General features: G+C 64.4%; 21 protein-coding genes and 2 pseudogenes. 17 read left to right on the top strand and 6 right to left on the bottom strand.

The features are described 5' to 3' along the window. Positions 1-53 precede the first annotated feature (53 nt). A complete protein-coding gene (locus ALTAJ2_RS13985) occupies positions 54-1,193 on the top strand; it encodes an RNA ligase (protein WP_007109423.1) in 1,140 nt (379 codons plus the stop codon). 47 nt (positions 1,194-1,240) lie between these two features. On the opposite strand, the gene ALTAJ2_RS13980 is transcribed toward ALTAJ2_RS13985, so the two are convergent. Continuing rightward, on the bottom strand, positions 1,241-2,983 hold the full coding sequence (locus ALTAJ2_RS13980) for a sensor histidine kinase (protein ID WP_007109422.1): 1,743 nt from the start codon (positions 2,981-2,983) through the stop codon (positions 1,241-1,243). A 107-nt stretch (positions 2,984-3,090) separates the two neighbouring features. Continuing rightward, positions 3,091-4,257, bottom strand: coding sequence for a cystathionine gamma-synthase (locus ALTAJ2_RS13975; RefSeq protein ID WP_007109421.1), 1,167 nt, complete (start codon positions 4,255-4,257; stop codon positions 3,091-3,093). Between the two features lie 163 nt (positions 4,258-4,420). Here ALTAJ2_RS13975 and ALTAJ2_RS13970 point away from each other — a divergent pair, with 163 nt between their 5' ends. The 15 genes and pseudogenes from ALTAJ2_RS13970 (at position 4,421) to ALTAJ2_RS13910 (ending at position 19,197) form a co-directional block, all read left to right on the top strand. Then, the gene (locus ALTAJ2_RS13970) at positions 4,421-5,782 is read left to right on the top strand and encodes an MBL fold metallo-hydrolase (RefSeq protein ID WP_007109420.1); all 1,362 of its coding nucleotides are present in this window, start codon (positions 4,421-4,423) and stop codon (positions 5,780-5,782) included. A gap of 149 nt (positions 5,783-5,931) precedes the next feature. Continuing rightward, on the top strand, positions 5,932-6,240 hold the full coding sequence (locus ALTAJ2_RS13965) for a 50S ribosomal protein L21e (RefSeq protein ID WP_007109419.1): 309 nt from the start codon (positions 5,932-5,934) through the stop codon (positions 6,238-6,240). Between the two features lie 7 nt (positions 6,241-6,247). Further along, on the top strand, positions 6,248-6,604 hold the full coding sequence (locus tag ALTAJ2_RS13960) for an RNA polymerase Rpb4 family protein (RefSeq protein WP_007109418.1): 357 nt from the start codon (positions 6,248-6,250) through the stop codon (positions 6,602-6,604). A gap of 119 nt (positions 6,605-6,723) precedes the next feature. Beyond that, positions 6,724-7,320, top strand: a complete 597-nt coding sequence (locus tag ALTAJ2_RS13955; RefSeq protein ID WP_007109417.1) for a DUF655 domain-containing protein — start codon at positions 6,724-6,726, stop codon at positions 7,318-7,320. A 168-nt stretch (positions 7,321-7,488) separates the two neighbouring features. Next, positions 7,489-8,328, top strand: coding sequence for a 16S ribosomal RNA methyltransferase A (locus tag ALTAJ2_RS13950; protein WP_007109416.1), 840 nt, complete (start codon positions 7,489-7,491; stop codon positions 8,326-8,328). 106 nt (positions 8,329-8,434) lie between these two features. Next, positions 8,435-9,595, top strand: coding sequence for a mechanosensitive ion channel family protein (locus ALTAJ2_RS13945; RefSeq protein WP_007109415.1), 1,161 nt, complete (start codon positions 8,435-8,437; stop codon positions 9,593-9,595). Then, on the top strand, positions 9,592-10,161 hold the full coding sequence (locus ALTAJ2_RS13940) for a HemK2/MTQ2 family protein methyltransferase (RefSeq protein ID WP_007109414.1): 570 nt from the start codon (positions 9,592-9,594) through the stop codon (positions 10,159-10,161). Before ALTAJ2_RS13945 ends, ALTAJ2_RS13940 begins: the two co-directional genes overlap by 4 nt. A 190-nt stretch (positions 10,162-10,351) precedes the next feature. Further along, the gene (locus ALTAJ2_RS19230) at positions 10,352-11,365 is read left to right on the top strand and encodes a hypothetical protein (protein ID WP_144240253.1); all 1,014 of its coding nucleotides are present in this window, start codon (positions 10,352-10,354) and stop codon (positions 11,363-11,365) included. Positions 11,366-11,659: 294 nt separating this feature from the next. Beyond that, positions 11,660-12,355, top strand: a pseudogene (locus ALTAJ2_RS20130) (IS6 family transposase). Positions 12,356-12,500: 145 nt separating this feature from the next. Next, positions 12,501-13,505 (top strand): hypothetical protein, encoded by a 1,005-nt coding sequence (locus ALTAJ2_RS13935; RefSeq protein WP_007109412.1) that lies wholly within the window; start codon positions 12,501-12,503, stop codon positions 13,503-13,505. Next, complete coding sequence (locus ALTAJ2_RS13930) at positions 13,502-14,575, top strand: methionine synthase (RefSeq protein ID WP_007109411.1); 1,074 nt, start codon at positions 13,502-13,504, stop codon at positions 14,573-14,575. Before ALTAJ2_RS13935 ends, ALTAJ2_RS13930 begins: the two co-directional genes overlap by 4 nt. 196 nt (positions 14,576-14,771) lie before the next feature. Continuing rightward, the gene (locus ALTAJ2_RS13925) at positions 14,772-15,389 is read left to right on the top strand and encodes a nitroreductase family protein (RefSeq protein ID WP_007109410.1); all 618 of its coding nucleotides are present in this window, start codon (positions 14,772-14,774) and stop codon (positions 15,387-15,389) included. A 153-nt stretch (positions 15,390-15,542) separates the two neighbouring features. Beyond that, positions 15,543-16,665 (top strand): annotated as a pseudogene (locus ALTAJ2_RS13920) (Gfo/Idh/MocA family protein). Between the two features lie 88 nt (positions 16,666-16,753). After that, complete coding sequence (locus tag ALTAJ2_RS13915) at positions 16,754-17,986, top strand: HD domain-containing protein (protein WP_007109408.1); 1,233 nt, start codon at positions 16,754-16,756, stop codon at positions 17,984-17,986. Between the two features lie 167 nt (positions 17,987-18,153). Continuing rightward, positions 18,154-19,197, top strand: a complete 1,044-nt coding sequence (locus ALTAJ2_RS13910) for an amidohydrolase family protein (protein ID WP_007109407.1) — start codon at positions 18,154-18,156, stop codon at positions 19,195-19,197. An 18-nt stretch (positions 19,198-19,215) separates the two neighbouring features. Here ALTAJ2_RS13910 and ALTAJ2_RS13905 read toward each other — a convergent pair whose 3' ends face one another. The 3 genes from ALTAJ2_RS13905 to ALTAJ2_RS13895 form a co-directional block, all read right to left on the bottom strand. Next, the gene (locus ALTAJ2_RS13905) at positions 19,216-19,716 is read right to left on the bottom strand and encodes a gamma carbonic anhydrase family protein (RefSeq protein WP_007109406.1); all 501 of its coding nucleotides are present in this window, start codon (positions 19,714-19,716) and stop codon (positions 19,216-19,218) included. A gap of 282 nt (positions 19,717-19,998) precedes the next feature. After that, positions 19,999-20,286, bottom strand: a complete 288-nt coding sequence (locus ALTAJ2_RS13900; RefSeq protein WP_007109405.1) for a DUF3006 family protein — start codon at positions 20,284-20,286, stop codon at positions 19,999-20,001. A gap of 116 nt (positions 20,287-20,402) precedes the next feature. Next, a complete protein-coding gene (locus ALTAJ2_RS13895) occupies positions 20,403-20,963 on the bottom strand; it encodes a uracil-DNA glycosylase (RefSeq protein ID WP_007109404.1) in 561 nt (186 codons plus the stop codon). A gap of 280 nt (positions 20,964-21,243) precedes the next feature. On the opposite strand from ALTAJ2_RS13895, the gene ALTAJ2_RS19465 reads away from it, so the two are divergent. Next, positions 21,244-21,405 (top strand): hypothetical protein, encoded by a 162-nt coding sequence (locus ALTAJ2_RS19465; protein WP_160163691.1) that lies wholly within the window; start codon positions 21,244-21,246, stop codon positions 21,403-21,405. A 200-nt stretch (positions 21,406-21,605) separates the two neighbouring features. Here ALTAJ2_RS19465 and ALTAJ2_RS13885 read toward each other — a convergent pair whose 3' ends face one another. After that, on the bottom strand, positions 21,606-23,042 hold the full coding sequence (locus ALTAJ2_RS13885; protein ID WP_007109402.1) for a DEAD/DEAH box helicase family protein: 1,437 nt from the start codon (positions 23,040-23,042) through the stop codon (positions 21,606-21,608). Positions 23,043-23,061 lie beyond the last annotated feature (19 nt).

Here is a 23,061-nt window from a genome sequence, read left to right as displayed (position 1 = left end):
AGCGACCGACACCCGGCCCGGTGTTTTTTACCGGGAACGTGGTCGAACGACGCATGGACCGCGAGGACTCCCTCGAGCGGCTCGGGGCCACCACCGACGAGCCCGCCGACCTCTTCGAACACTTCGAGCAGCGGTCGGTGGGCGGCCGGACCCACCACGTGCTGACCGCCGCCCGCCACGGCGTCGAGCGCGGAACGGTCATCGTCGAGGAGAGCGATGCCGTCGTCCGCGGCTATCCAAGCGTTCCGCGGGTCCTCGTGCTCGATCCCGGTCTTCCCTCGTTCTTCGAAGGGACCGATAGCGTCGCCATCGAGGAGAAATTGGACGGGTTCAACGTCCGCATCGCGGTCGCCGGAGGCGACGGTGATGCCCCCCTCGCGTTCACCAGAAGCGGCTACGTCTGTCCGTATACGACGGCACGGGCGCGCGATCGGCTCCCGCTGGCTGCGTTCTTCGCCGAGCATCCGACCAAGGTCCTCTGTACCGAACTGATCGGGCCGGAGACGCCCTACACGACCCACGACTACGAGGGCATCGACTCCCACGAGTTCCGGGTGTTCGACGTTCGGGACCGCGAGTCCGGCGATCCCGTTCCCGTGGCCGACCGACGGACCCTCTGTGCGGAGTACGGCGTCGGCCAGCCGCGGTGGTTCGGCCGCTCGGAGCCGTCCGCCGCCGTGGAGACGGTTCGAGACGCCATCGACGAACTCGATGCGGCGGGACGGGAGGGCGTCGTCGTCAAATCCGCGGACGGCGAGTCGATGGTCAAGTACACGACGGAATCCCAGCACCACGCGGAACTCGCCTACGCGTTCTCGCTGCCCTTCGAACACGGTCGGGACTTCGTCTTCTCCCGGATCGTTCGTGACGCGTTTCAGGCCGTCGAGTCGGGCGACTCCGACGACCGCCTCCGAGAGCGCGCGCGAGACCTCGGCGAGTCGATCCTCCTCCCGATGGTCTCGACCATTCGGGACGTTCGAGACGGCGATCCGGTCGGGGAACGCCACACCGTCAGGGGCGATCCCGACGCGCTCGACGCGCTGTTCGAGCATCTGGACGACCAGTCGCTGACGATCGACCGTCGGTCCGACCGCCGCGAGGACGGCGAGCGCGTCGTCGAGTTCGTGAAAGTGGCCGAGTCGAGCCGGGACCGGATTCAGTACTACCTGGAGGGAGGCACCCGAGACGAGTGACGGGACCGTGTCCACCTCGTGAGCAACCCAGCGAGTCCGCGACCGGGTTAGGGCCCTGACGAGTCGGCTTCGAGGTCGGGTTCCGAACCGTCGCTCGAGGCCGACGCGTCCGCGGTCGTCTCGACGCCGCGGAACTCGAACCTGGCACCGCCGGTCTCGCTGTCGGTGACGGACGCGGTCCACTCGTGGGCCGTCGCGATTTCGGTGACGATCGCGAGCCCGAACCCCGTTCCGTCCTCGTCGGTCGTGTAGCCGCCCTCGAAGACGTGCTCGCGCTTTGAGGCTGGAATCCCGACACCGTCGTCCGCGACGTAAAACCCCGTGACCGAGCCGCCGGGCGTATCGGCGAGCGTTCCCACTGTGATTTCGAGGTCGGCACCGTCTTCACGCTCGCTTCCGTGCTCGATCGCATTGCGAAACAGGTTCTCGAGCAGTCGGGTGGTCCGCTCGGGATCGGCGAGAATCGTGACGTCGGCGTCGATCGCGATCGATGCCGCGCCGGTCTCGACGCCGCTCCACGCCCGGCCGGCGATGCCAGCCAGCGCGACCGGCTCCGGGTCGGTCACGTCTGCTCCCTCGCGAGCGAGCGTGAGGACGTCCTCGATGATCGTTTCCATCCGGTCGTGGGACTGCTCGATTTCCTCCAGATACGCCGCGTCGTCGTCGGCTTCCCGAGCGAGGTCGAGGTAGCCGTTCGCGACGTTCAAGGGATTGCGAAGGTCGTGGGAGACCAGGTCGGCGAACTGCTCGAGGCGCTCGTTCTGTCGCTCGAGTTGTGCTTCCCGGCGCTTGCGGTCGGTGATGTCCCGGATCATGAAGAGCCAGCCGACGTGACGACCCCGGTCGTCCTCGATCGGCGTCGTCCGGAAGTGATAGTGGCCGTCACTGAGTTCGAACTCGCGGTCACCCGGCGTCGGCGTCGCGGTCAGGCCCCGGTAGCCCTCCCTGAGTTCGGGCCGACCTGCCAGCAGCGTGTCGATGTCCGCTCCGATCGGGGACGAATCGATGTCCGCGAGCAGGTCCCGACCGACGGGGTTCAGATCGATCAACCGATCCTGCTCGTCGACGACGAAGACGGCGTCCGAAACGTTCGCGAGCACGCGGTCGCGAGCGATCGGGACGATGTCGGTCAGTCGGTAGCGCGTGATCGCGACCGCGTACAGGGCTCCGGTCACGAGGAACCCGACCGGCGAGATTTCGACGTCGACGGGGCCGAAGACGTAGAGGGCGTTCGCGGCCCAGGCCGCGACCGTCCCGACGACCAGCATGGCGGTCTGGCCCCGGTAGAGGGACTGTGAGCGATAGAGGAGTCCGGCGATCAACACCGTGGCGACGGTCAGAATCGCGTAGGCGTAGACCATATGACCCCAGAACACGATCCCCCACTCGACGGTTCCGTCGACTACCTCGAAGAACCGCTGTCCGGGATTCACAGCGACGAAGCCGAGCACCAGTATCGGCTCGATCGAGAGGATCGCGATCGTCGACGGTCGGATATATTTTTCCCGTCCGGTATACTCGAGCGTGAACACGAGCAGCGTCAGCAGATACAGCCCGACGCCCAGAAAGAGGGTTACTAACAGTGCGTGGGCGAGGGCACTCCCCGGGTCGACGGTCGTTCTGGCCAACAGCGACGCGGCCCACAGCCCCGTCGCCAGGACGTTCACGAGCAACGGGACCGCACCGATCCGCTCGCGGTGTCGGTAGAGGACGCCGGCGAGCACGAGGCTATTGACGGCGACGATCGCGTAGATTGCCTGAATGAGGTCGACTCCCGTCCCGAGGACCATGGATAAACTCGAGGAGCAACCACATAAAGTTCACTGGCCGTTTGGACGGCCACGCGGCTGGACTGCGGTCGTCGGGACCCCGAAGATGCCGGCCTCGTTCGCGTCGGTTACGCCAGAGCGTCGTCGATCGCGCCTTCGAGGTCGGCGATCAGGTCGTCGACGTGCTCGATACCGACGCTCGCACGGATCAGACCGTCAGTGAGGCCAGCCTCGATGCGCTCCTCGCGGGGAATCGCGGCGTGGGTCATCGGCGCGGGCTGTTCGATCAGGCTCTCGACCCCGCCGAGGCTCTCGGCGAGCGTGAACACCTCGGTGTTCGAGACGACCTCGCTCGCTTCCTCGAGGGTCGCGTCGAGTTCGAAACTCAGCATGCCGCCGAAGTCGTCCATCTGTTCGGCGGCGATCTCGTGGCCGGGGTGGGACTCGAGGCCAGGATAATAGACCCGCTCGACATCGGGGTGATCGTCGAGCCACTCGGCGATCGCGCGGGCGTTCTCGCAGTGGCGGTCCATGCGGACGGGCAGAGTCTTGGTGCCCCGGAGGACGAGGAAGGACTCGAACGGGCCGGGCGTCGCACCGACCGAGTTCTGGTAGAAGCCGAACCGCTCGTCTAACTCCTCGTCGTTGGTCAGGAGCGCGCCGCCGACCACGTCCGAGTGGCCCCCGAGGTACTTGGTCAGCGAGTGGGAGACGATGTCCGCCCCGAGGTCGAGCGGTCGCTGGAGGTACGGCGTCGCGAACGTGTTGTCGATCGCACAGAGCGCGTCGTTGTCGTGGGCGATTTCGGCCGCGCCCGCGATATCGACGATCGACATGAGCGGGTTCGTCGGCGTCTCGAGCCAGAGCAGTGCCGTCTCCTCGCGAAACGCCGCGTCGATCTCGTCGAGGTCGGTCATGTCGACGAACGAGAACTCGACGTCGTAGTCCTCGTAGACCTGCGTGAAGATGCGGTGGGTGCCGCCGTAGACGTCGGTACCGGTGACGACGTGATCGCCGGCCTCGAGCAGATTGAGGACGGTGTTGATCGCGGCCATCCCGCTGGCGAAGGCCCGGCCGTACTCGGCGTGTTCCAGGCTCGCGAGGTTCGCCTCGAGGTCCGTTCGGGTCGGGTTGCCGGTCCGGGAGTACTCGTAGCCACGATGTTCTCCGGGGGCGTCCTGTTTGTAGGTCGAGTTGGCGTGGATCGGGGTCATCAGCGCGCCGGTTTCGTCGTCCGGGGTCTGGCCGGCGTGGATCGATCTGGTCTCGATTCGTCGGTCGGAGTCGTCGTCCATACCGACCCCAACGAAATCGAGCGGGGTTACTCTTGCTCTCTCGGCCGAGGGATCGACGGTCCCGCGACCGCGGTTCGACCCCGCTCGTTCTCGGCGGCGGATTCGTTCTCATACTGTGTAGCTCCTGCGAGCGTATATCTATTCGATTGTCATTTCACGCCATATGCGCGTTCGGCACATCAAGTCGTCAACCGTTCTCGTCGAATCGGAAGACACGGCAGTCCTCTGTGACCCCTGGATCGTCGACGGCGCGTTCTACGGTGCCTGGGCACACTACCCCCCAGTCGAACTCGAGCCCGAAGACCTCAACCACGTCGATTACATCTACATCTCGCACATTCATCCGGATCACTGCCACCGGGAGACGCTCGAGCGCCTCGACTCCGACATCCCGGTTCTGATACACGACTACAACTGGGACTTCCTCAAACACAACGTCGAAGCGGCCGGGTTCGACGTCCGCGAACTCCCACACGACGAGCGGGTTCACCTCGGCGGGGACCTGTACGTGAACGTACTCGCGTCGGACGACTGCGATCCCGAGGTCTGTGGGAACCACTTCGCCTGTCCGTGGATGGCCGAGGACGCGAGCACACAGGGTATCGACGGCTCGACGCAGATCGACTCCATGGCGGTCTTCGACGACGGCGAGTACACCGTCCTCAATCTGAACGACTGTCGCTGGCCGATGTCCCGACACGCCGCCGACCGCGTGAAAGAGCAGTACGGCGAGATCGATCTCGCGATGCTGCAGTACACCTTCGCCGGCGGCTATCCGCAGGGCCGGATCGACTACTCCCACGAGAAACTGCTCGCGGAACGCGAGGAACGCCGACTCCAGTCTCTGGACAACGCCGTCGGCTTCCTCGAGCTGCTCGAGCCCGACTACTACATGCCCTTCGCGGGGAGTTACACGCTCGCGGGCGACCTCGCGGACCTGAACGAGTACGTCGCGCGGTCGACGCGAACGCAGGCGCGGGACTACTTCGCGGACGAGGACCGGGTCAGCGACGACGCGGAGTGTGTGCTCCTCAACAGCGGCGACTGGTTCGATGTCGCCGCCGGCGAGCAATCCGCCCCCTACGAGCCCGTCGATCCCGACGCGCGCCGGGAGTATATCGATACCGAACTGGCGGACCGAGAGTTCACCTACGAGTCGGACCCGATGCCGACGCTGGCGGAGTTCCGGGAGTACGTGCCCGCGGCCTACGAGAACTTCGACGCGAAGCGCCGCGGGATCGGATTCGAGTCGGAGACCGAGGTCGTCCTCTCGCTGGTCGACGACCAGTACCTGCGGTTTACGGCCGACGGCGGCGACCACGAGATCGTCGAGGGGCTCCCGGAGCGAACCGATCGGCGACGAGTCCGGATGGAGATGGACCCCCGGCTGACGCTGCGAATCCTGAAAGGGCCGCGGTACGGCCACTTCAACAACGCCTACATCGGCTCGCATCTGGGATTCTCGATCGAACCGGACGTCTACGAGCGGTCGCTGTTCTACGCGATGAGTTTCCTCCACGCGTGAGCGGGCCGGAACCCGCACGTTCGGGGGGCGGTACCCCGATCTACCACACCCGATATCGTGCGGGCGGAGTACGCCCAACCCCCGGCGGAAACCGGTGGGTGGAATACGTGTGTTTTATAACCGTCACCGGACAAAGCGGTCGTACGACTATGCCGAAATCTAATGGCCCTCGTCAGGGAACCCGGAGAAAGCTCGCGAACGATCCTCGAGACCGCGGTACCTCGCCGCCACAGCGTGCGATTCAGGAGTACGAGGAGGGGGAGAAAGTCCACCTGAAGATCGACCCAAGCACCCCGAACGGTCGCTTCCACCCGCGATTCGACGGTCGCACCGGTGAGGTCGTCGGGAAACAGGGCGACGCCTTCAAGGTCGAGATCGTCGACGGCGGGAAGGAGAAAACGCTGCTCGTGACCGCCGCCCACATGCGCGCACAGAACCAGGAAAAGAGCCGGATCTAACCGCAGGATGACGATCTTCAAAGAGATCGTCGACGAGGAGTTCCTGACGGTCTCGGAAACGAAGGAGCTGCTCGCCGACATCGAAGCCGAACGCGCGATGGACGAGGATCGCGAGCTTCGCTACGAGCTCGCGCGAGCGATCGAACACGCGAACCGATTCGCCGTCCTCGAGCCCGAGGAGGCCCAGGCGCTCGTCGACGACCTGCAGGACATCGAAAAGGTCGACGAGCCGACGGCCTACAAGATCGCCAATCTGCTGCCGCGGGATCGGGACGAGCTCCGATCGGTGTACGCACAGCAGCGGTACTCGCTGTCGGGGGACGAACTCGACGAGATTCTCAACGTCGTCGCCAAGTACGCCTGAGACGACCGCCAGTCGAAATCGGTCGACGGTTCGAGGGCGGACGCGACGGAACCCTTCGATGTTCGGTCGTCTGAAAGCGAGCCGACTCTTTAAGTACGCCGTCGCCGTAGCGTAAACCAATGAGCGAAGCCGATGGCGACGAGACGGACGTTCGGCGCGCGGTCGTGTTGGACTATCTGGCACACGGGCTGTCGGACGACGGCCGACCGCAGTACGCGAAGTCACCGGCAGGCTACGCTGTCGGGATCGAGGACTTCCAGCTCTATCAGGTCGCGTTCGACGAGGACGAGCGGCTCACGATCGGTAGCGAAGTCGTCGTCGAACCGCCCGCCGAGCGGGGGGTCGTCACCGAGTGCCACCGCGTCGAGTACGACGACCTCTCGTCGGGCGCCCAATCGGAACTCGAGTACGTCGTCGCCGACCTCGTCGAGGAGAACGAGGAGCGGTTCGTCGACTTCTACAACGACGCCCAGCCGATCACGCTGCGACTCCACCAGCTGAACCTGCTGCCGGGGATCGGGAAGAAGCTCCGCAACGGCATCTTAGACGAGCGAAAGCGAAAGCCCTTCGAGAGCTTCGACGACCTGTCCGAGCGCGTCTCGGGACTGCACGATCCCGACGAGATCCTCGTCGACCGCATTCTCGAGGAGCTTCGCGATGACGACCTGAAGTATCAGACGTTCGTGGGTCGACGCGAGCAGGAGCAGAATCAGTAACGCGACCCAACGCACCGCGGAGCGGCAACGGGTACGAGCGCGTACCCGACGAAAACCCGTTAGCGTGGCGTCCGCAGGCGACTCGAACAGCCGCCGGGAACGGGTGCGCCGACGGAACGGGACGTGTGAGACGGTGCGTTTACACCGGCCCCAGCCGAAGCGTCGGCAATGAGAGATCCAGACGGACTGATCGCCCGGGCCGGCGTCCGCGGCGATCCAAACCGCGATCAGCACTTCCTCGTCGACGACCGCGTGCTGGACCGCCTGCCGACCTATCTCGACGAAACCGACGCCGACACGAGCCACCTCCTCGAGATCGGCGGCGGAACGGGCGCGCTGACGGATCGACTGCTCGCGGTGGGCGACGAGGTCACCGTCGTCGAGCGGGACCGCGAACTCGCCGCCTTTCTGCGCGAGGAGTTCGCCGAGGAGATCGACGCCGGGGAGCTGACCGTCATCGAGGGCGACGCCCTCGAGATCGACCTGCCCGACTTTACCGCATCGGTGTCGAACCTCCCCTACGGCGTCTCGAGCGAGATCGCCTTTCGACTCTTCCCCGAGAGGCAGCCGCTCGTCTTGATGTTCCAACAGGAGTTCGCCGAGCGGATGGTGGCCGACCCCGGTACCTCGGAGTACGGCCGGCTCTCGGTCTCGAGTCAGCACTACGCGGACGTCGAACTCGTCGAGTCGATCCCGAAGGAGGCGTTCTCGCCGCCGCCGGCGGTTCGGAGCGCGGTGGTCCGAGCGGTTCCGCGCGACCCCGACTACGCGGTCGAAAACGAGGCGTTCTTCCTGCGGTTCGTCAAGGCGCTGTTTACCCAGCGACGGAAGACGATCCGCAACGCCATCCGGAACACGGCCCACATTTCCGGGCTCGCGGAGCCGGAGGCGGTCGTCGATGCGGCCGACGAGGACGTGTTGGGAAAGCGGGCCGGGGCGATGGCTCCCGCCGAGTTCGCCGCGCTGGCGCAACTCGCGAGAGACGTCGGTGAACCCGGAGACGAGTAAGCCCCCTTGCGACTCCGGGGGAGACCGTTCACTGGGTCGATGAACGGAACGAACCAACCAACGGATACACAAAGCTGCGCGGCCGACGGACTCGAGAGACGAACGTATGCTCGGATTAGTGACGGGGTTCGACTGGTTGTCGGACCTGTTTCCGACGACGACCCTCAAAATCGCGGTGTCGGTCGGAGCGGTCGGCCTCGTCGTCGCCGTGTTGCTCGCCTATCAGCGGATTCACGCGTGGGTGGCCGAGCGAGCGCGGCCGCTGTACGCCGACGTCGTCGCGATGGCGCTGCTCATCAGCGCGTGTGCGGTCAGTACCGCCGTCGTCACGGGCGTGTGGGGTCGTGCCGACGAGATTCAACGGCTCTATACGGAACTCGACCCGGGCGGAGACGCCGTTCCGCGCGCCGTCTTTTCGTTCATTTTGCTCGTATTGACGGTCATCGTGACGCGGTTCGTCCGCCGGGTGATCGAGGAGGTAATGGACTCGACGGCGGCCGTCACCGAGCACCAGCGGCAGGTCACCAACCGCCTCTCGCAGGTGCTCATCTGGTCGGTCTCGCTCGTCGTGATCTTAGGCATCTGGATCGAGGACCTCGGGAGCCTGCTCGTCGGTGCCGGCTTCCTCGGGATCGTCCTCGGGATGGCCGCCAGACAGACGCTCGGCACCGTGCTCGCGGGGTTCGTGTTGATGTTCGCTCGCCCCTTCGAGATCGGCGACTGGATCGAGATCGAAGACGACGAGGGGATCGTCACCGACATCTCGATCGTCAATACCCGCGTCCGGTCGTTCGACGGCGAGTACATCATGATCCCCAACGACGTGATCGCCTCGAGTATGGTGACCAATCGCTCGAAACGGGGTCGCCTGCGACTCGAAGTCGAGGTCGGCGTCGACTACGGGACGGACGTGGAACGGGCCGCCGACCTCGCCGAGGACGCGGTCGCCGACATCGACGAGGTGCTGTCCGCGCCGTCGCCGCAGGTGGTCGGCAAGTCCTTCGGTGACTCCGCGGTGGTGCTCGGCGTGCGGTTCTGGATCGACAAACCGAGCGCCAGACGCTACTGGATGGCTCGGACCGCCGCGATCGATGCGATCAAGCGGGCCTTCGAGGGCGAAGACATCAAGATCCCGTTCCCGCAGCGCGAACTCTCCGGGCGAGCCGAGACTGGTGGGTTCCGGATCGCAGACGAGAAACCGACAGCCGACGGACGCGACGAGACAGCACGAGAACACCGTATGACGACACTGGAGGAGAACGAATGACGCTCGAGGAGCGACGCGACGCCGAACCGGACGTCTACCAGCCCGCCGAGGACTCCCAGCTGCTGGCCGAGGCAGCCTGCGAGCGCCTCGCGGGGAACGAGACGGTGCTCGAGGTGGGCACCGGTTCGGGCTATGTCGCCGCACGGATCGCCGACGGGACGGACGCTCGAGTCGTCGCGTCGGATCTGAACCCACACGCCGTCCGCCAGGCTCGCACCGAGGGCGTCGAGACGGTCCGGGCGGATCTCGTCTCGCCGTTTCGAGACGGGACGTTCGACGCGGTCGCCTTCAACCCGCCCTATCTGCCGACCGATCCCGAAAACGAGTGGGACGACTGGATGGAGCACGCGCTCTCGGGGGGCGAGGACGGTCGGGCCGTCATCGATCCCTTCCTCGAGCGTGTCGGCCGCGTGCTCGCACCCGACGGCGTCGTCTACCTGCTCGTCAGTAGTCTGACGGGGGTCGACGGGGTGGTCGAAGAGGCCGGCGACCACGGGTTCAGCGCCGTGGCCGTCGCCGACGAGTCGTTCCCCTTCGAGACGCTGACGGTGCTCGAGTTACATTGACAGTTTGGCACGGACACGATAAGATCCTATCTCTATTAATATTCTAATAACCACCACCATCATTCTGGCAACTAGTTATATAAAACAATATGTATAATAGATAAGATTCAATGGAGAAACAATCGTAAATAGAAGGACAGTCTTAAAATCACTTGGCGCAACTACTATTGCAGCACCACTGATTGGTAATGTGGCTGCTGAAGAACGTATCGACTCAGAAGACGCATTATTAACAGGCACGATTGACTCTCCGATAGATCCAAACGAGATCAAGGATGAGCAGGAGGACTGCTTGAAGGCTGCTGTGCAGCAGTCTTCTAAACAGACAGATGTAGCAACAATCAACCCACGTGAAGGGGAAAGTATCGTATCATATTCTCATACGATTGCCGAAGATGGCGTACCAAGAATCTATTTCGGAACAGTGCCGGATGATAAAGCAAATTCTGAGGTTCAGACAGCATCTAGCGAAGTAGATGAAAAGGAGATCATTCAAGAAAGACATAATCGAGCGATGAAAAACTTGGAAACTACTCAAGATCAAGCATCTCTCCAAACCCAAGCGCAAACTCAGGCGTCACTTGTTGACTATGATGAAGAATGGGTGAGAACAGTACGAAACACCCATGACTCTGGTAGTTGCCCAGACGGAACTATGACGACTGTTTATGAAGGTTTTACACAGACTGGCTTGGATAATGATAATAGAGGGGTTATGACTAGAGCACTTACCTATCCTGGTGCTAGTGAGGAATGTAACACCAGTTTAGGTGGATATGGACACGAATTAGACTTAGCACATCGTTGGGACAATAATGACTCAGGAGTACCAAGTCCCACAATAACGGACCGGAGTGCAGAAGAAGGAGAGGGGAAAAGTGGTGGTTCTATCACGCTGACGTATGCTGGGGCAGGCCTCTCAGTACCTATGAGTGGTCCTGATACTGAGATGACAGATAATTCAACTAGCGATAAGGCTGCATGGGATTATGCTATGTCACAGAGTAGTGATGCATCCGTTGAGGCTAGCAAACATACAACTGGTTCTGTAGCAGAATGGGATGATCTACCGGGCGATTCCCAATATGTCACTTTAGACGTTGATCTTGAAGTAATGTATTGTGATGCTATTGTCCCTATTCATGGTTGTACTAATAGGTCATATGAAAAATTTGGTTCTGTGATTGATTTATCCACTACATAAGATCCCAGACGGTAGATCATCCAACGAAAATATTTTCATGTGGTAATACACATACAATTCATATATGATATCCAGTATTTCGATAATAGATCTTGTGATAACCATGATCATATTATTCAGTCTGATATATATGGCTGTGTATTTGGCAGTGAAATCAGCATTAAGGGTACATCGCCAAGAACAGATAGATAATACTGAGGATGAAGGGTAGACTTTAAAATGTATAATTATATCTGGCACTGTCTAGTTGAGCCCGTTTGAGAAGTGAGCAGGTCATTGAGTTTCTTGGGCAAAATGCTCACAGACCTGCTCAACGAGAGCTATACAGCAGATTTAGAAGAATCTTGGGAGAATGAGCGAACGGCGACGCCCGTCAGGGCGTTCGCCGTCCGCCTCTATCAGACCGGTTATTCTCTTCGGGAGACAACAACAACTCTCGCTGAATTAGGCATTGAGGGATCACATGGAGCGGTCTGGGATTGGGTACATAGGTTAGCTGACAGCAGTTACGACTCGCCGACATCCACGAGAGCGTTGCTCTCGTGCGGCCCATCAGAACGCTTAGCGTTCTGAGGACGGCGAAGCCGTCAAGGGTCGCGGTTGACGAGACTGCTATCAAGATTAACGGCGACTGGTCTTGGGGTGTACGCTGCAATAGACTTAGACTCACGACTAATTCTTGATGTTGGAGTGGTCGGACGATGAGGTACCGATCCTGCCGCTGCGTTCCTCCATCGATTGACCGAGAAACACGGTCTCGACAACACAGTGTTTCTCGTTGATGGCGCACAGCATCTCTAGACAGCACTCCGTCGACACGGACTCCGATTTCGATACGAAAAACACGGAAATCGGAATGCTGTCGAACGTCTCTTTAGAGAGATAAAACGCCGTACCTTTTCGTTCTCAAACTGTTTCAGCCAGGCTAAACCATCAACCGCAGAATCGTGGCTTCAAGCCTTCGCCGTCTGGCAGAATGCTACAAACTAAACACGACCAACTAAACAGTGCCAAAATACATATTGCTGATGTTTTCAACACGCTTGCCTCCCTGTCAGGATATCATTCGAATTACTGTAGGACATTAAATTGGATAGAAAATATTAAGCGTCGGTATAGCCTATCCGGGTCTACGATGACTGAGTACGTTTCGACCACGCCGGGGCTGTATCCGCTCCCGGACTGGGCGAAAGACGACCTCTCCGATCTCAAGGGCCATCAGAAACACGATCTCATCAGCGGTGATGAGAGCGACGGGATTACTGCGGCCTACGAGGACGCCCGTAAAGACGTGATCGGCGTCCAGCAGGATGCCGGCCTCGACCGCATCGTGGAAGGCCAACTGCGTTGGGACGACATGCTCGCCCACCCGCTGGCCGTCGCCGACGCCGTCGAAACCCGCGGCATCGTTCGCTACTACGACAACAACAACTTCTATCGGGAGCCGGTCGTCACCGACGACCTCGAGCCGACCGGTGACGTCGCATCGGAACTCGAGGCGACGGTGGACCGAACCGGCAGTGACGATCTGCAGGCCGTCCTCCCCGGCCCGTACTCGCTTTCCGATCTCGCGACTGACGAGCACTACGGCGACGACGGCGACTTCCTCGCGGCGATCGCGGCGTTTCTCGAGGGCGAAGTCGACGCCTTCCCGGCTCACGAGACGCTGGTCCTGCTCGAGCCCTCGCTGGTCGAGAACCCGCCCGCCGACGGGGAAGACGCGCGTGCAAGCGAGGCGATCGATCGGGTCGCGAGCGCGACCGACGCCGATGTCGTGGTCCAGCCCTACTGGGGCGCACTCGAAGAGAAGGTCTACGCACACCTGCTCGATGCCGATATCGACGCGGTCGGCTTCGACTTCGTCGCGAACCAGGACGACAACCTCTACAACATCCAGGAGTACGGCACGACCGACGACGTCGCGCTCGGCCTCGCGGACGGCCAGAACACGCTCGTCGAGGACCCCGAGGCGATCCGCGACCGAACCGAGTGGGTCGAGGGCCAACTCGGCGTCACCGAGTTCGAGACGGTGTATCTGACGACGAACACCGAGACGTTCTACCTGCCGTACGGCAAGTACGTCGCAAAACTCGAGGCCCTTGCCGAAGCCGCGGACCTCGCGGAGGTGACCGCAGCATGACCAACGAGAACAAAGACCAGTTCCGACCGGCCGATCACGACAACGACCACTTCCTGCTGACGACCGTCGTCGGCTCCTACCCCAAGCCCAAGTGGCTCAATCGGGCGAAGGACCTGTACGAGGACGCGGACAGCGACTTCGACGAGGACAACTGGCAGGAAGCGAAAGACGACGCGGCCCGCCTGATTACGGACGAACACGAGCGCGCCGGCTTGGACGTCGTCGTCGACGGCGAGATGCGGCGCAACGAGATGGTCGAATTCTTCGCCCACCGCATCGAGGGCTACGAGTTCAACGGCCCCGTGAAGGTTTGGGGCCACAACTACTTCGACAAGCCAAGCGTCGTCAGCGAGGTCGAGTACGACGAGTCGTGGCTAGTCGACGAGTACGAGTTCACCGCCGACGCGAGCGACCGTCCGGTCAAAGTCCCGATCACGGGGCCGTACACCCTCGCGAACTGGTCGTTCAACGAGGCCTACGAGGACGACGACGAACTCACCCTCGAACTGGCCGACCTCGTCAACGAGGAGATCGAGAAACTCGTCGACGCCGGCGCGCGATACATCCAGATCGACGAGCCCGCGCTCGCGACCACGCCCGACGACCACGCCATCGTCGGCGAAGCGCTCGAGCACATCGTCGTCGACATCCCCGAGGAAGTCCGCATCGGCCTCCACGTCTGTTACGGTGACTACTCCCGGATCTACCCCGAGATCCTCGAGTTCCCCGTCGACGAGTTCGACCTCGAACTCGCCAACGGCGACTACGACCAGCTGGACGTCTTTAAGGACCCCGCGTTCACCAAGGACCTCGCGCTCGGCGTCTGTGACGCCCACGTCGCGGAAGTCGAATCCGTCGAGCAGATCGAGGCGAACATCAAAAAGGGGCTGGAGGTCGTGCCGCCGGAACAACTCGTCGTCTCGCCGGACTGCGGCGTGAAACTGCTGCCCCGCGAGGTCGCCTACGGAAAGATGGCGAACATGGTCGAGGCGGCCCGCAACGTCGAGGCAGACCTCGACGCGGGCGAGATCGACGTCGAGCGCGGTGCGCCGACGCCGGCCGACGACTGACCGGCGTCCCCTCACTGCGTTCGGTCGGGGCGCTCGTCGGCCGGGACCGTCGCCGAGGCCGCTGCCCTCTCGAGGGACCACACACCGTGTCGGCGGCGACACTGGTAACTCAAACGCCAGGAACCGGACACGAGTGTTACCTGGTAACCCGTTCGTCCGATAATATATACATAGATGGCGCACAAATAAACGGTCGATGCAAGACACCCTCGAGACTGGACGCGAACTCAGTGACGAAGTTGCCGAACACCGCGACCCCGACCACGATATCGATCCGCTGTTCGTCAACCGCTGGTCGCCGCGCGCGATGACCGGCGACCCGCTCGACGAGGCGGAGTACCTCCCGCTGTTCGAGGCCGCCCGCTGGGCACCCTCCGCGTTCAACAACCAGCACTGGCGGTTCGTCTACGCGACCCGCGAGGACGACGAGTGGGAGACGTTCCTCGATCTCCTTTCGGAAAACAACCGAACGTGGGCGAGCGACGCTGCCGTCCTCGCGGTCATCGTCTCGAAGACGACCTTCGACCACAACGGCGAACCGGCCCCCGTCCACTCCTTCGATACCGGTGCGGCCTGGGAGAACCTCGCGCTCGAGGGTGCACGCCGCGGGCTGGCCGTCCACGGGATGGCCGGGTTCGATTACGAGCAGGCGGCCGACGTGCTCGACGTCCCCGACGAGTACGCGGTCGAGGCGATGGTCGCGATCGGCGAGCGCGCACCCCCCGAAACGCTCCCGGAGGAGTTACAGGAACGCGAGCAACCGAGCGACCGCAAGCCGCTCGCCGAAACGCTCCACCGCGGCGGCTTCGAGTAAGCTACGCCCGCTCGCGTTGGTCCTCACTCCGAGCGTGCGGCTGCGGCGATCGTCAATGAGGGGCCGCTGGGCGCACGTGGTCGACTCGACCGACGGCTCGGTGCCGTCGATACACGGCAAAGCGCTAACTGCGAGGGCGATGAACGACCGCCCATGACGCTCGAGGTCGGCGTGCTCGGCTATCGGTTCATGGGCAAGGCACACAGCGAACGCGATGGCGCGACTGCCGATGTTCTTCCCGGACGCGCCCGAGATCGAACGCAGCGTCCTCGTCGGTCGCGACGAGGACGCGCTTACCGAGGCCGCCGACCGTCTCGGGTTCGCGTCGATCTCGACGGACTGGGTCGAGGTCATCGACGACGTGGACGTCTTCTACAATCTCGGTCCCAATCACGTCCACCGCGAGCCGTCGGTCGCCGCGCTCGAGGCCGGAACGCCGGTCTTCTGCGAGAAGCCGCTCGCGCCGACGCTCGAGGAGGCGGACGCGATGGCCGAGGCGGCGCGCACGGCGGGCGACGACGTACCCGCCGGCTGTGCGTTCAATTACCGGTTCGTGCCCGCGATCCAGTACGCCAAGGCGTTGCTCGAGGACGGCGACCTCGGCGAGATCCGCCACGTCCGCGGCCGTTACCTGCAGGACTGGCTGGTCGACCCCGAGGCCCCGTGGTCGTGGCGCAACGACGCGGAACTCGCGGGGTCGGGTGCGCTTGGCGATCTCGGGGCGCACACGGTCGATCTGCTCCGCTTTCTCGTCGGTTCGGACGACCTCGCCGGCGGGATCGAACGGGTCAGCGGGCACCTGAAGACGTTCGTCGACGAACGGCCGGTCGAGGGCGACGACGAAACGAGACCGGTTACGGTCGATGACGCCTACGCCGCGCACCTCGAGTTCGAAAACGGCGCGATGGGGACGATCGAGGCCTCGCGGTTCGCGACGGGTCACAAGAACGACCACACGATCGAGATCCACGGCTCGAACGGAAGTCTGCGGTTCTCCCTCGAGCGCCTGAACGAACTCGAGGTGCTCCGCGAGGGCGACCGCGGCTACGAGACGATCCTGGTCACTGACGAGAGCGACCCTTACGTCGACCACTGGTGGCCGCCGGGCCACGTGCTGGGCTGGGAACACACCTTCGTCCACGAGAACTACGAGTTCCTCAGCGCGGTCGCAAACGGACACGAGTTCGAGCCGAACTTCGACGACGGGCTCGCCGCCCAGCAGGTACTCGACGCGATCGAACGCAGCGACGACCGCGGGGAGTGGGTGTCGCCGTAATCGGTCCGTCGGAGACGACGGCAACGCAGTCGACGGGATCGACACCCGGGGACGACAGTTTTTGTACGAACGGGCCCAACAGAAACCAATGAAGATCATCAAGGACAGCGTCCACGATCACATTCAGGTCGACGGCGTCGCCCGTGATCTGCTGGATACGCCAGCGGTACAGCGGTTGCGACACATCAGCCAACTCGGCACCGTCTCCCTGGTCTACCCCTCGGCCAACCACACTCGCTTCGAACACAGCCTCGGCGTCTATCATCTCGCCTGCGAAGCCCTCGAGCGACTCGGGATCGAGGGGCGACGAGCCCGCCGAATTCACGCCGCCGCCCTGCTTCACGACGTCGGTCACGGCCCGTTCAGCCACAACCTCGAGTCGCTGACCTACCGTCGAACGGGGCGCTACCACGACGACGTCGACGACCTGCTCGCCGACGGGGCCGTCGGGGACGTGCTTCGGGAGCACGACCTCGAACCCGAGGCGGTCGCGGGACTGGTCGCCGGTGAGGGCCGGTTCGGCCAACTCGTCTCGGGCGAACTCGATGTCGATCGGATGGACTATCTGGTGCGCGACGCCCACCACACCGGCGTTCCCTACGGAACGATCGATCACGGCCGGCTGGTCCGGGAACTGACCTTCGCCGACGGCGAACTCGTCCTCGACGAGGGCAACGTCCAGACCGCCGAGAGCCTGCTGGTCGCGCGGGCGCTGATGAACCCGACCGTCTACAGCCACAGCGTCGCCCGGATCAGCAAGGCGATGCTCCGCCGGGCGACCGAACGACTGCTCGAGGCGTCCGAGCCGGACATCGACGCCGAGACCCTCCAGCGGATGGACGATCACGATCTGATCGCGGCCCTGCGATCGTGTGCGGCGACGAGCGAGTTCTCCCGGCGATTGGACCAGCGGGAGCTGTTCAAGCGGGCGGTGTGGGCCGAGATGAACGACGTCCCCGGGGGGATTATCGAGTCGGAGCACGGAACGATCCGCGAGTTCGAGCGCGAGATCGGCGATCGGGCGGGGGTCGATCCGGCACACGTCATCCTCGACGTGCCGAGTCGCCCGTCGATGACCGAATCGACGACCCGCGTGATGGTCAACGGCGAGATCCGACAACTCGGCCAGCAGTCGCCGCTCGTGGAGGCGCTGCGGGCGGCCCAGTTCTCCCAGTGGCGACTCGGCGTCTACTCGCCGAGCGATCTGCGCGACCGAGTCGGGCGGGCGGCGGTGGACGTACTCGGGTTGGACATCGACGGGGCGCTGGTCAGCGAGGCCCGGAACGGGATGGACGCGACCCTGGATCAGTTCGTCGAGTAGCGGTGCCCGACGGCTGTGACGGCCGCCGTCTCCGACGGGACGGCCGGGGAGCCGATGCAGGCTCGCCCCTGCTTCTTCGATGGAGGACCGACGCGATGACTGCAGTTGCGAGCCGTCTCCCGATCCCACCCCGAACCGTTGAAGGCACTGACCGAGAACTGACGCGTATGGAACGAACGGGAACGATCCTTCGCGGCCGCGAGTTCGAGCCCGTCGAGGGGCGGGTCGTGATCGACGACGACGGCCGCATCGAGGCGGTCGAGGAGACGCCGGTCGAGAGCGACGACATCATTCTGCCGGCGTTCGTCAACGCCCACACCCACATCGGCGACTCGATCGCCAAGGAGGCCGGCGGCGGGCTCTCGCTCGAGGAACTGGTCGCGCCGCCCGACGGTCTGAAACATCGGCTCCTGCGGGACGCCTCGCAGGACGACCTCGCCGCCGCGATGCGACGGTCGCTGCAGTTCATGCAACGGGCCGGGACGGCGGCCTGTCTGGACTTCCGCGAGGGCGGCGTCGAGGGGGTCCGAACGCTCGAGGACGCCGCGAGCGACCTCGCGATCGACGCGCTGTCGTTCGCACGCGGGTCGATCGACGCGATGCACGCGGGCGACGGGTTCGGCGCGAGCGGGGCCAACGACGACAGCTTCGATCGGGAGCGGACGGCGACGCGCGAGGCGGGCAAACCGTTCGGCATCCACGCTGGGGAGGTCGACGAGAGCGACATCAACCCGGCGCTGGACCTCGATCCTGACTTCCTGGTACACATGGTTCACCCCGAACGGGTTCACCTGGAGCGGATCGCGGACAGCGAGATACCGATCGTCGTCTGCCCGCGCTCGAACCTCGTGACCGACGTGGGGCTGTCGCCCTACGAGGACTTACACGAGCGGACGACGCTCGCGCTGGGGACGGACAACGTGATGCTCAACTCGCCGTCGATGTTCCGCGAGATGGAGTTCCTCGCGAAGCTCTCCACACTGCCGGCTGCCGAGATCCTCCGGATGGCGACGATCAACGGGGCCGAGATCGCCGGTCTCGAGTACGGGCTGGTCGAACCCGGGCGGGAGGCCCGTTTGCTGGTCCTCGACGGCGACTCGGACAACCTCGCCGGCGCGCGCGATCCGGCCCGGGCCGTGGTTCGCCGGGCGGGCGTCGACGACGTTCGCGAGGTCGTCTCCGGTGTGGGCGACGACGAGCGCACGCGCTAACGTCGGCTTCGACCGGCGTCAGTCGAGCCGTTCGGACGTCTCAGCGTGCTCCGTCGAGAGGTCGACGTACCGGTCGGCCGTCGCCTGCAGGTGGGCATCTTCGATCTCCGTTTTCGGTTCTGCGGGCGTCCCGGCGACGAGCGTCGATGCCGGGATCTCGGTGCCTTCGGTGACGACGCTGCCGGCGGCGACGACGGCCCCCTCGCCGATGTGCGCGCCGTCGAGGACGACCGCGTTCATCCCGACCAGTGCGCGTTCGGCGACGGTGGCGTCGTGGACGATGGCGCTGTGGCCCACCGTCGAGTAGGGTGCGAGTTCGGTCGCCTCGTGGAGGACGGCGTTGTCCTGAACGTTGGCCCCCTCGCCGACGACGATCGTCCCGTGATCGCCGCGCAGCGTCGTGTTCGGCCAGACGCTGGCGTCCGCCTCGATGACGACATCGCCGATGACGACCGCGGCGTCGTCGACGTACGCGGAGTCGGCTACCTGCGGTTCCGTCCCGTCGAACGATCGTAGCATAGCCGTTCCTGGCTCGAGAACCGTCTTGAAGCTATCCATTGGACCATCCCGATCGCGTCCAGCCGGTCCGTACCGCGGTCGAGGGAAGAAGGGATCGAACCGGACGGAGACGAACGAGTCACCCACCGATACAGTTTGGCACCATTGCTAATGCACTCCCCGTGAAAGATGGCACTGGCGGCACACTGCGGTCCACACGGACGTAGTCGCCGCCTGTCATCCCCCCGAACCATCCCGGTTCGGCCTCCCCTCCCGTTCGATTCCGCTTCCGGCCGAGCGGTGCTACTCCTCGCCGCGATCGGCGTCCGACAGCCGTTCCGACAGCCGATCGAACCGCTCCCGCGTCGACTCCCGACGCTCGCGTTCGATATCCGCCCGGTACGTGGCCTCGAGCAGCGCGTCCTCCGCGACGATCACCTCGAAGACGGCACCCTCGTGGCGGCCGGTTTCGGGCAGCGTCTCGACGGCGACGGTTCGCTCGCCGACTACGTCTCCCTCGGCCTCGAGCAGGAGGACGGCCGTCTCCCCGTCGACGAGACGGTCGAGAACCGCGATATGGGACTTACGCATCGGTCATCGGGGGACAGTACGTGCGGGAACGTCATCAATGGACGCAACGAGCGACCCGGCGCGGAGTTGAGGCAGGGACGAAAGCGCCCACCGCCGGTGGACCGAACGCCGGGACACTATACTGCCTCGAGAGCGGTCTCGAGATCCGACTCGACGGCGTCGACCTTGCTGCGATCGTACAGCGCCGCGGCCGGGTGGAACGCCGGCACGACGGTCCGCCCCTCACGCTCGAACGCCCGCCCGTGCAGGTCGGTGATCGTCGCGTCGGTCTCGAGGAGTTCGCCCGTCGCGAAACTCCCCAGCGGGACGAGCACGGCCGGATCGACGCGCTCGAGTTCGGCTTCGAGCACCGGCCGCCAGGCCTCGATCTCGTCGGCGCGGGGGTCGCGGTTCTCCGGCGGTCGCACCTTCACCAGGTTGGTCACGTACAGATCCCGTCGGTCGGAGCCGATCGCCTCGAGCGCGCGGTCCAGTTGCTGCCCCGCCCGTCCGACGAAGGGCTCGCCCTGCGTGACCTCCTGCTTCCCCGGTGCCTCGCCGACGAGCGTGACGGCCGCCGACAGCGGCCCGACGCCCGGAACGAATCGGTCGCGGTCGAACTGCTCGTCCGGAACCGCCTCGAGCGCGTCTGCAAACACCGTCTCGAACTGCCAGTCGGTCGGCGGGTCCTCAGTCATCCCGCCGGAGTACGACCCGCTCGAGGAAACGCCTTTGCGCTGCGTCTCCCACCGTCCCGGCCGAACCACCGCTGTCCTGGCGGTTGACGTTTCGCGCCGTCTCAGTGATGTCCATCGGCCCGGCCGGCGTACGGTACTAACCGACAGTCCGGCAGCAGGACGTCCACGACGCGTCGACCGCGGCGGTGCTCGAGTCCGTCCCGACCGGCCGCGATTACGGATCCGCGGGCATATGCATGCTGTATCGATTTCCCTCGACCGGGCGGAGAGTGACGAACAGATGGTATTCAAACCGCCGGTCGAGTGTCCGATCTGCCGCGACGTGCTCGAACTCGACCGGACGCTCGAGGATCACCTCGTCGAAACCCATACCCACATCGAAGTCGCCCGCTACGTCGCCTCCCGCTCCGATCAAGCCGAGGTGCAGCCGGTCTCGGACTGAGACTCCGGACGGACGACCGCGGATACCCGATCGCGTTTCGCTCCCGTCGCCGCCAGCGACGCCGTCTCGAGTGCGATCGGTGTCCAGCAACCCGAGCAGCGCTGCAGTCGGCCGCGGGACGACCGCCCGCATCGACGGGGACCGATCGATGCCGACCGAACCGTCGGCCGACCGGCTCCCGGAAGCCGGTGAGGGGATCGTTACCGCCGTCTATCGGCGACGCGTACCTCCCCTGTCTCCTCGCTGACGACCTCGTAGAGCAGCGCGCGTCCGCCGTCGGCGGTCGGCCGCAGGATTCGCCCGAGTCGCTGCGTGAACTCGCGCTCGCTGCCGCTGCCGGAGAGCACGACGGCGACGGTTGCATCGGGCACGTCGACGCCCTCGTCGAGCACGTTCGAGGTCGCGATCCGGGTATAGGTCCCCTCGCGAAAGCGCTCCAGGATCTCCCGGCGCTCCGCGGCACCGGTCTGGTGGGTGATCGTCGGGATCAGAAACCGCTCGCTGACGTCGTACGCGAGGTCGTTGTGGGCGGTAAAGACGATCGTCCGCTCGCCGCGGTGGTCGTCGAGAATCCCCGCCAGCGCCTCGAGTTTGTTCTCGCTGCCGAGCATGAGTTCCCGCGCGCGCTGGCGGGCGAGCAGCGCCTCGCGAGCCTCGGGATCGGTGCCGGATCGCTTGACGAGTTCCTGATAGTCCGAACCGCTCCGCATGTCGATGCCCGACTTCGCGAGGTACTCCGTGAAAATTCCCTGCGTGCGGTCGTACTCCGCACGTTCTTCGGGGGTGAGCGAGACCGCGAGCCGCTTGACGTCGTAGTTCGCGAGGTGGTCCCCCGCGAGTTCGTCCACGTCGACCCGATGGACCAGCGGGCCGACGATCTCCTCGATGACCTCGTGGGCCCCGTCGGGCCGCTCGAACGTCGCGGTCAGCCCGAGGCGCGCCGGCGCGGCGAGCAGCCGGGCGATCTCGCGATACCCCTCGCCGCCGAGGTGGTGGACCTCGTCGAAGACGACGCAACCGAATCGGTCGCCGACAGAATCCGCCTTGAGATACGCCGAATCGTACGTCGAGACGGTGATCGGCTCGAGGCGCTGCTCCCCGCCGCCGAAGCGCCCGATCGGAACGTCGAACTCGCGGTCGAGTTCGCGCTCCCACTGCTCGAGGAGGTCGATCGTCGGGACGACGACGAGCGTCGGGACCGAGAGCCGCTCGATCGCCTGCAGCGCGATGACCGTCTTCCCGCTGCCGGTCGGGAGTTCGAGGACCCCGGCGGGCGCTCGCCCGACGGACTCGAGAGCGGGGCCGTCGGCCCAGCGGTCGGTCGCAAGCCAGGTCTCGAGCGCCGTCGCCTGATAGTCGCGGAGTTCGTACGCCGACCGGAGCGCCGGAACGGACGCGAGGTCGAGGACGCGATCGTCGACCGCGAGGTCGGTCTCCGCGATGGCGGCCCGCAAATCGGCGTAGCTGCCGGCGGGAACCCGCCAACCGTTCGTTCGGGAGTCGGCCTCGAGAGCGGGGACCGACGGTCGGAGCGTCGACGGCGGGACCGACGACTCACTGAGGCCGTCGATTCGGATCGTCCCGTCCTCGTACCGGAGTTCGATCGCGGTCTCGGTGCCGCTCGCTGCCCTCGTCACGGGCCACAGTCGGGGCAGG

The organism is Natrinema altunense (assembly GCF_000731985.1).
GTDB classification, from domain to species: domain Archaea; phylum Halobacteriota; class Halobacteria; order Halobacteriales; family Natrialbaceae; genus Natrinema; species Natrinema altunense.
Note: the sequence above shows the minus strand (reverse complement) of the source record. Positions and strands in the feature narration are given on the sequence as shown.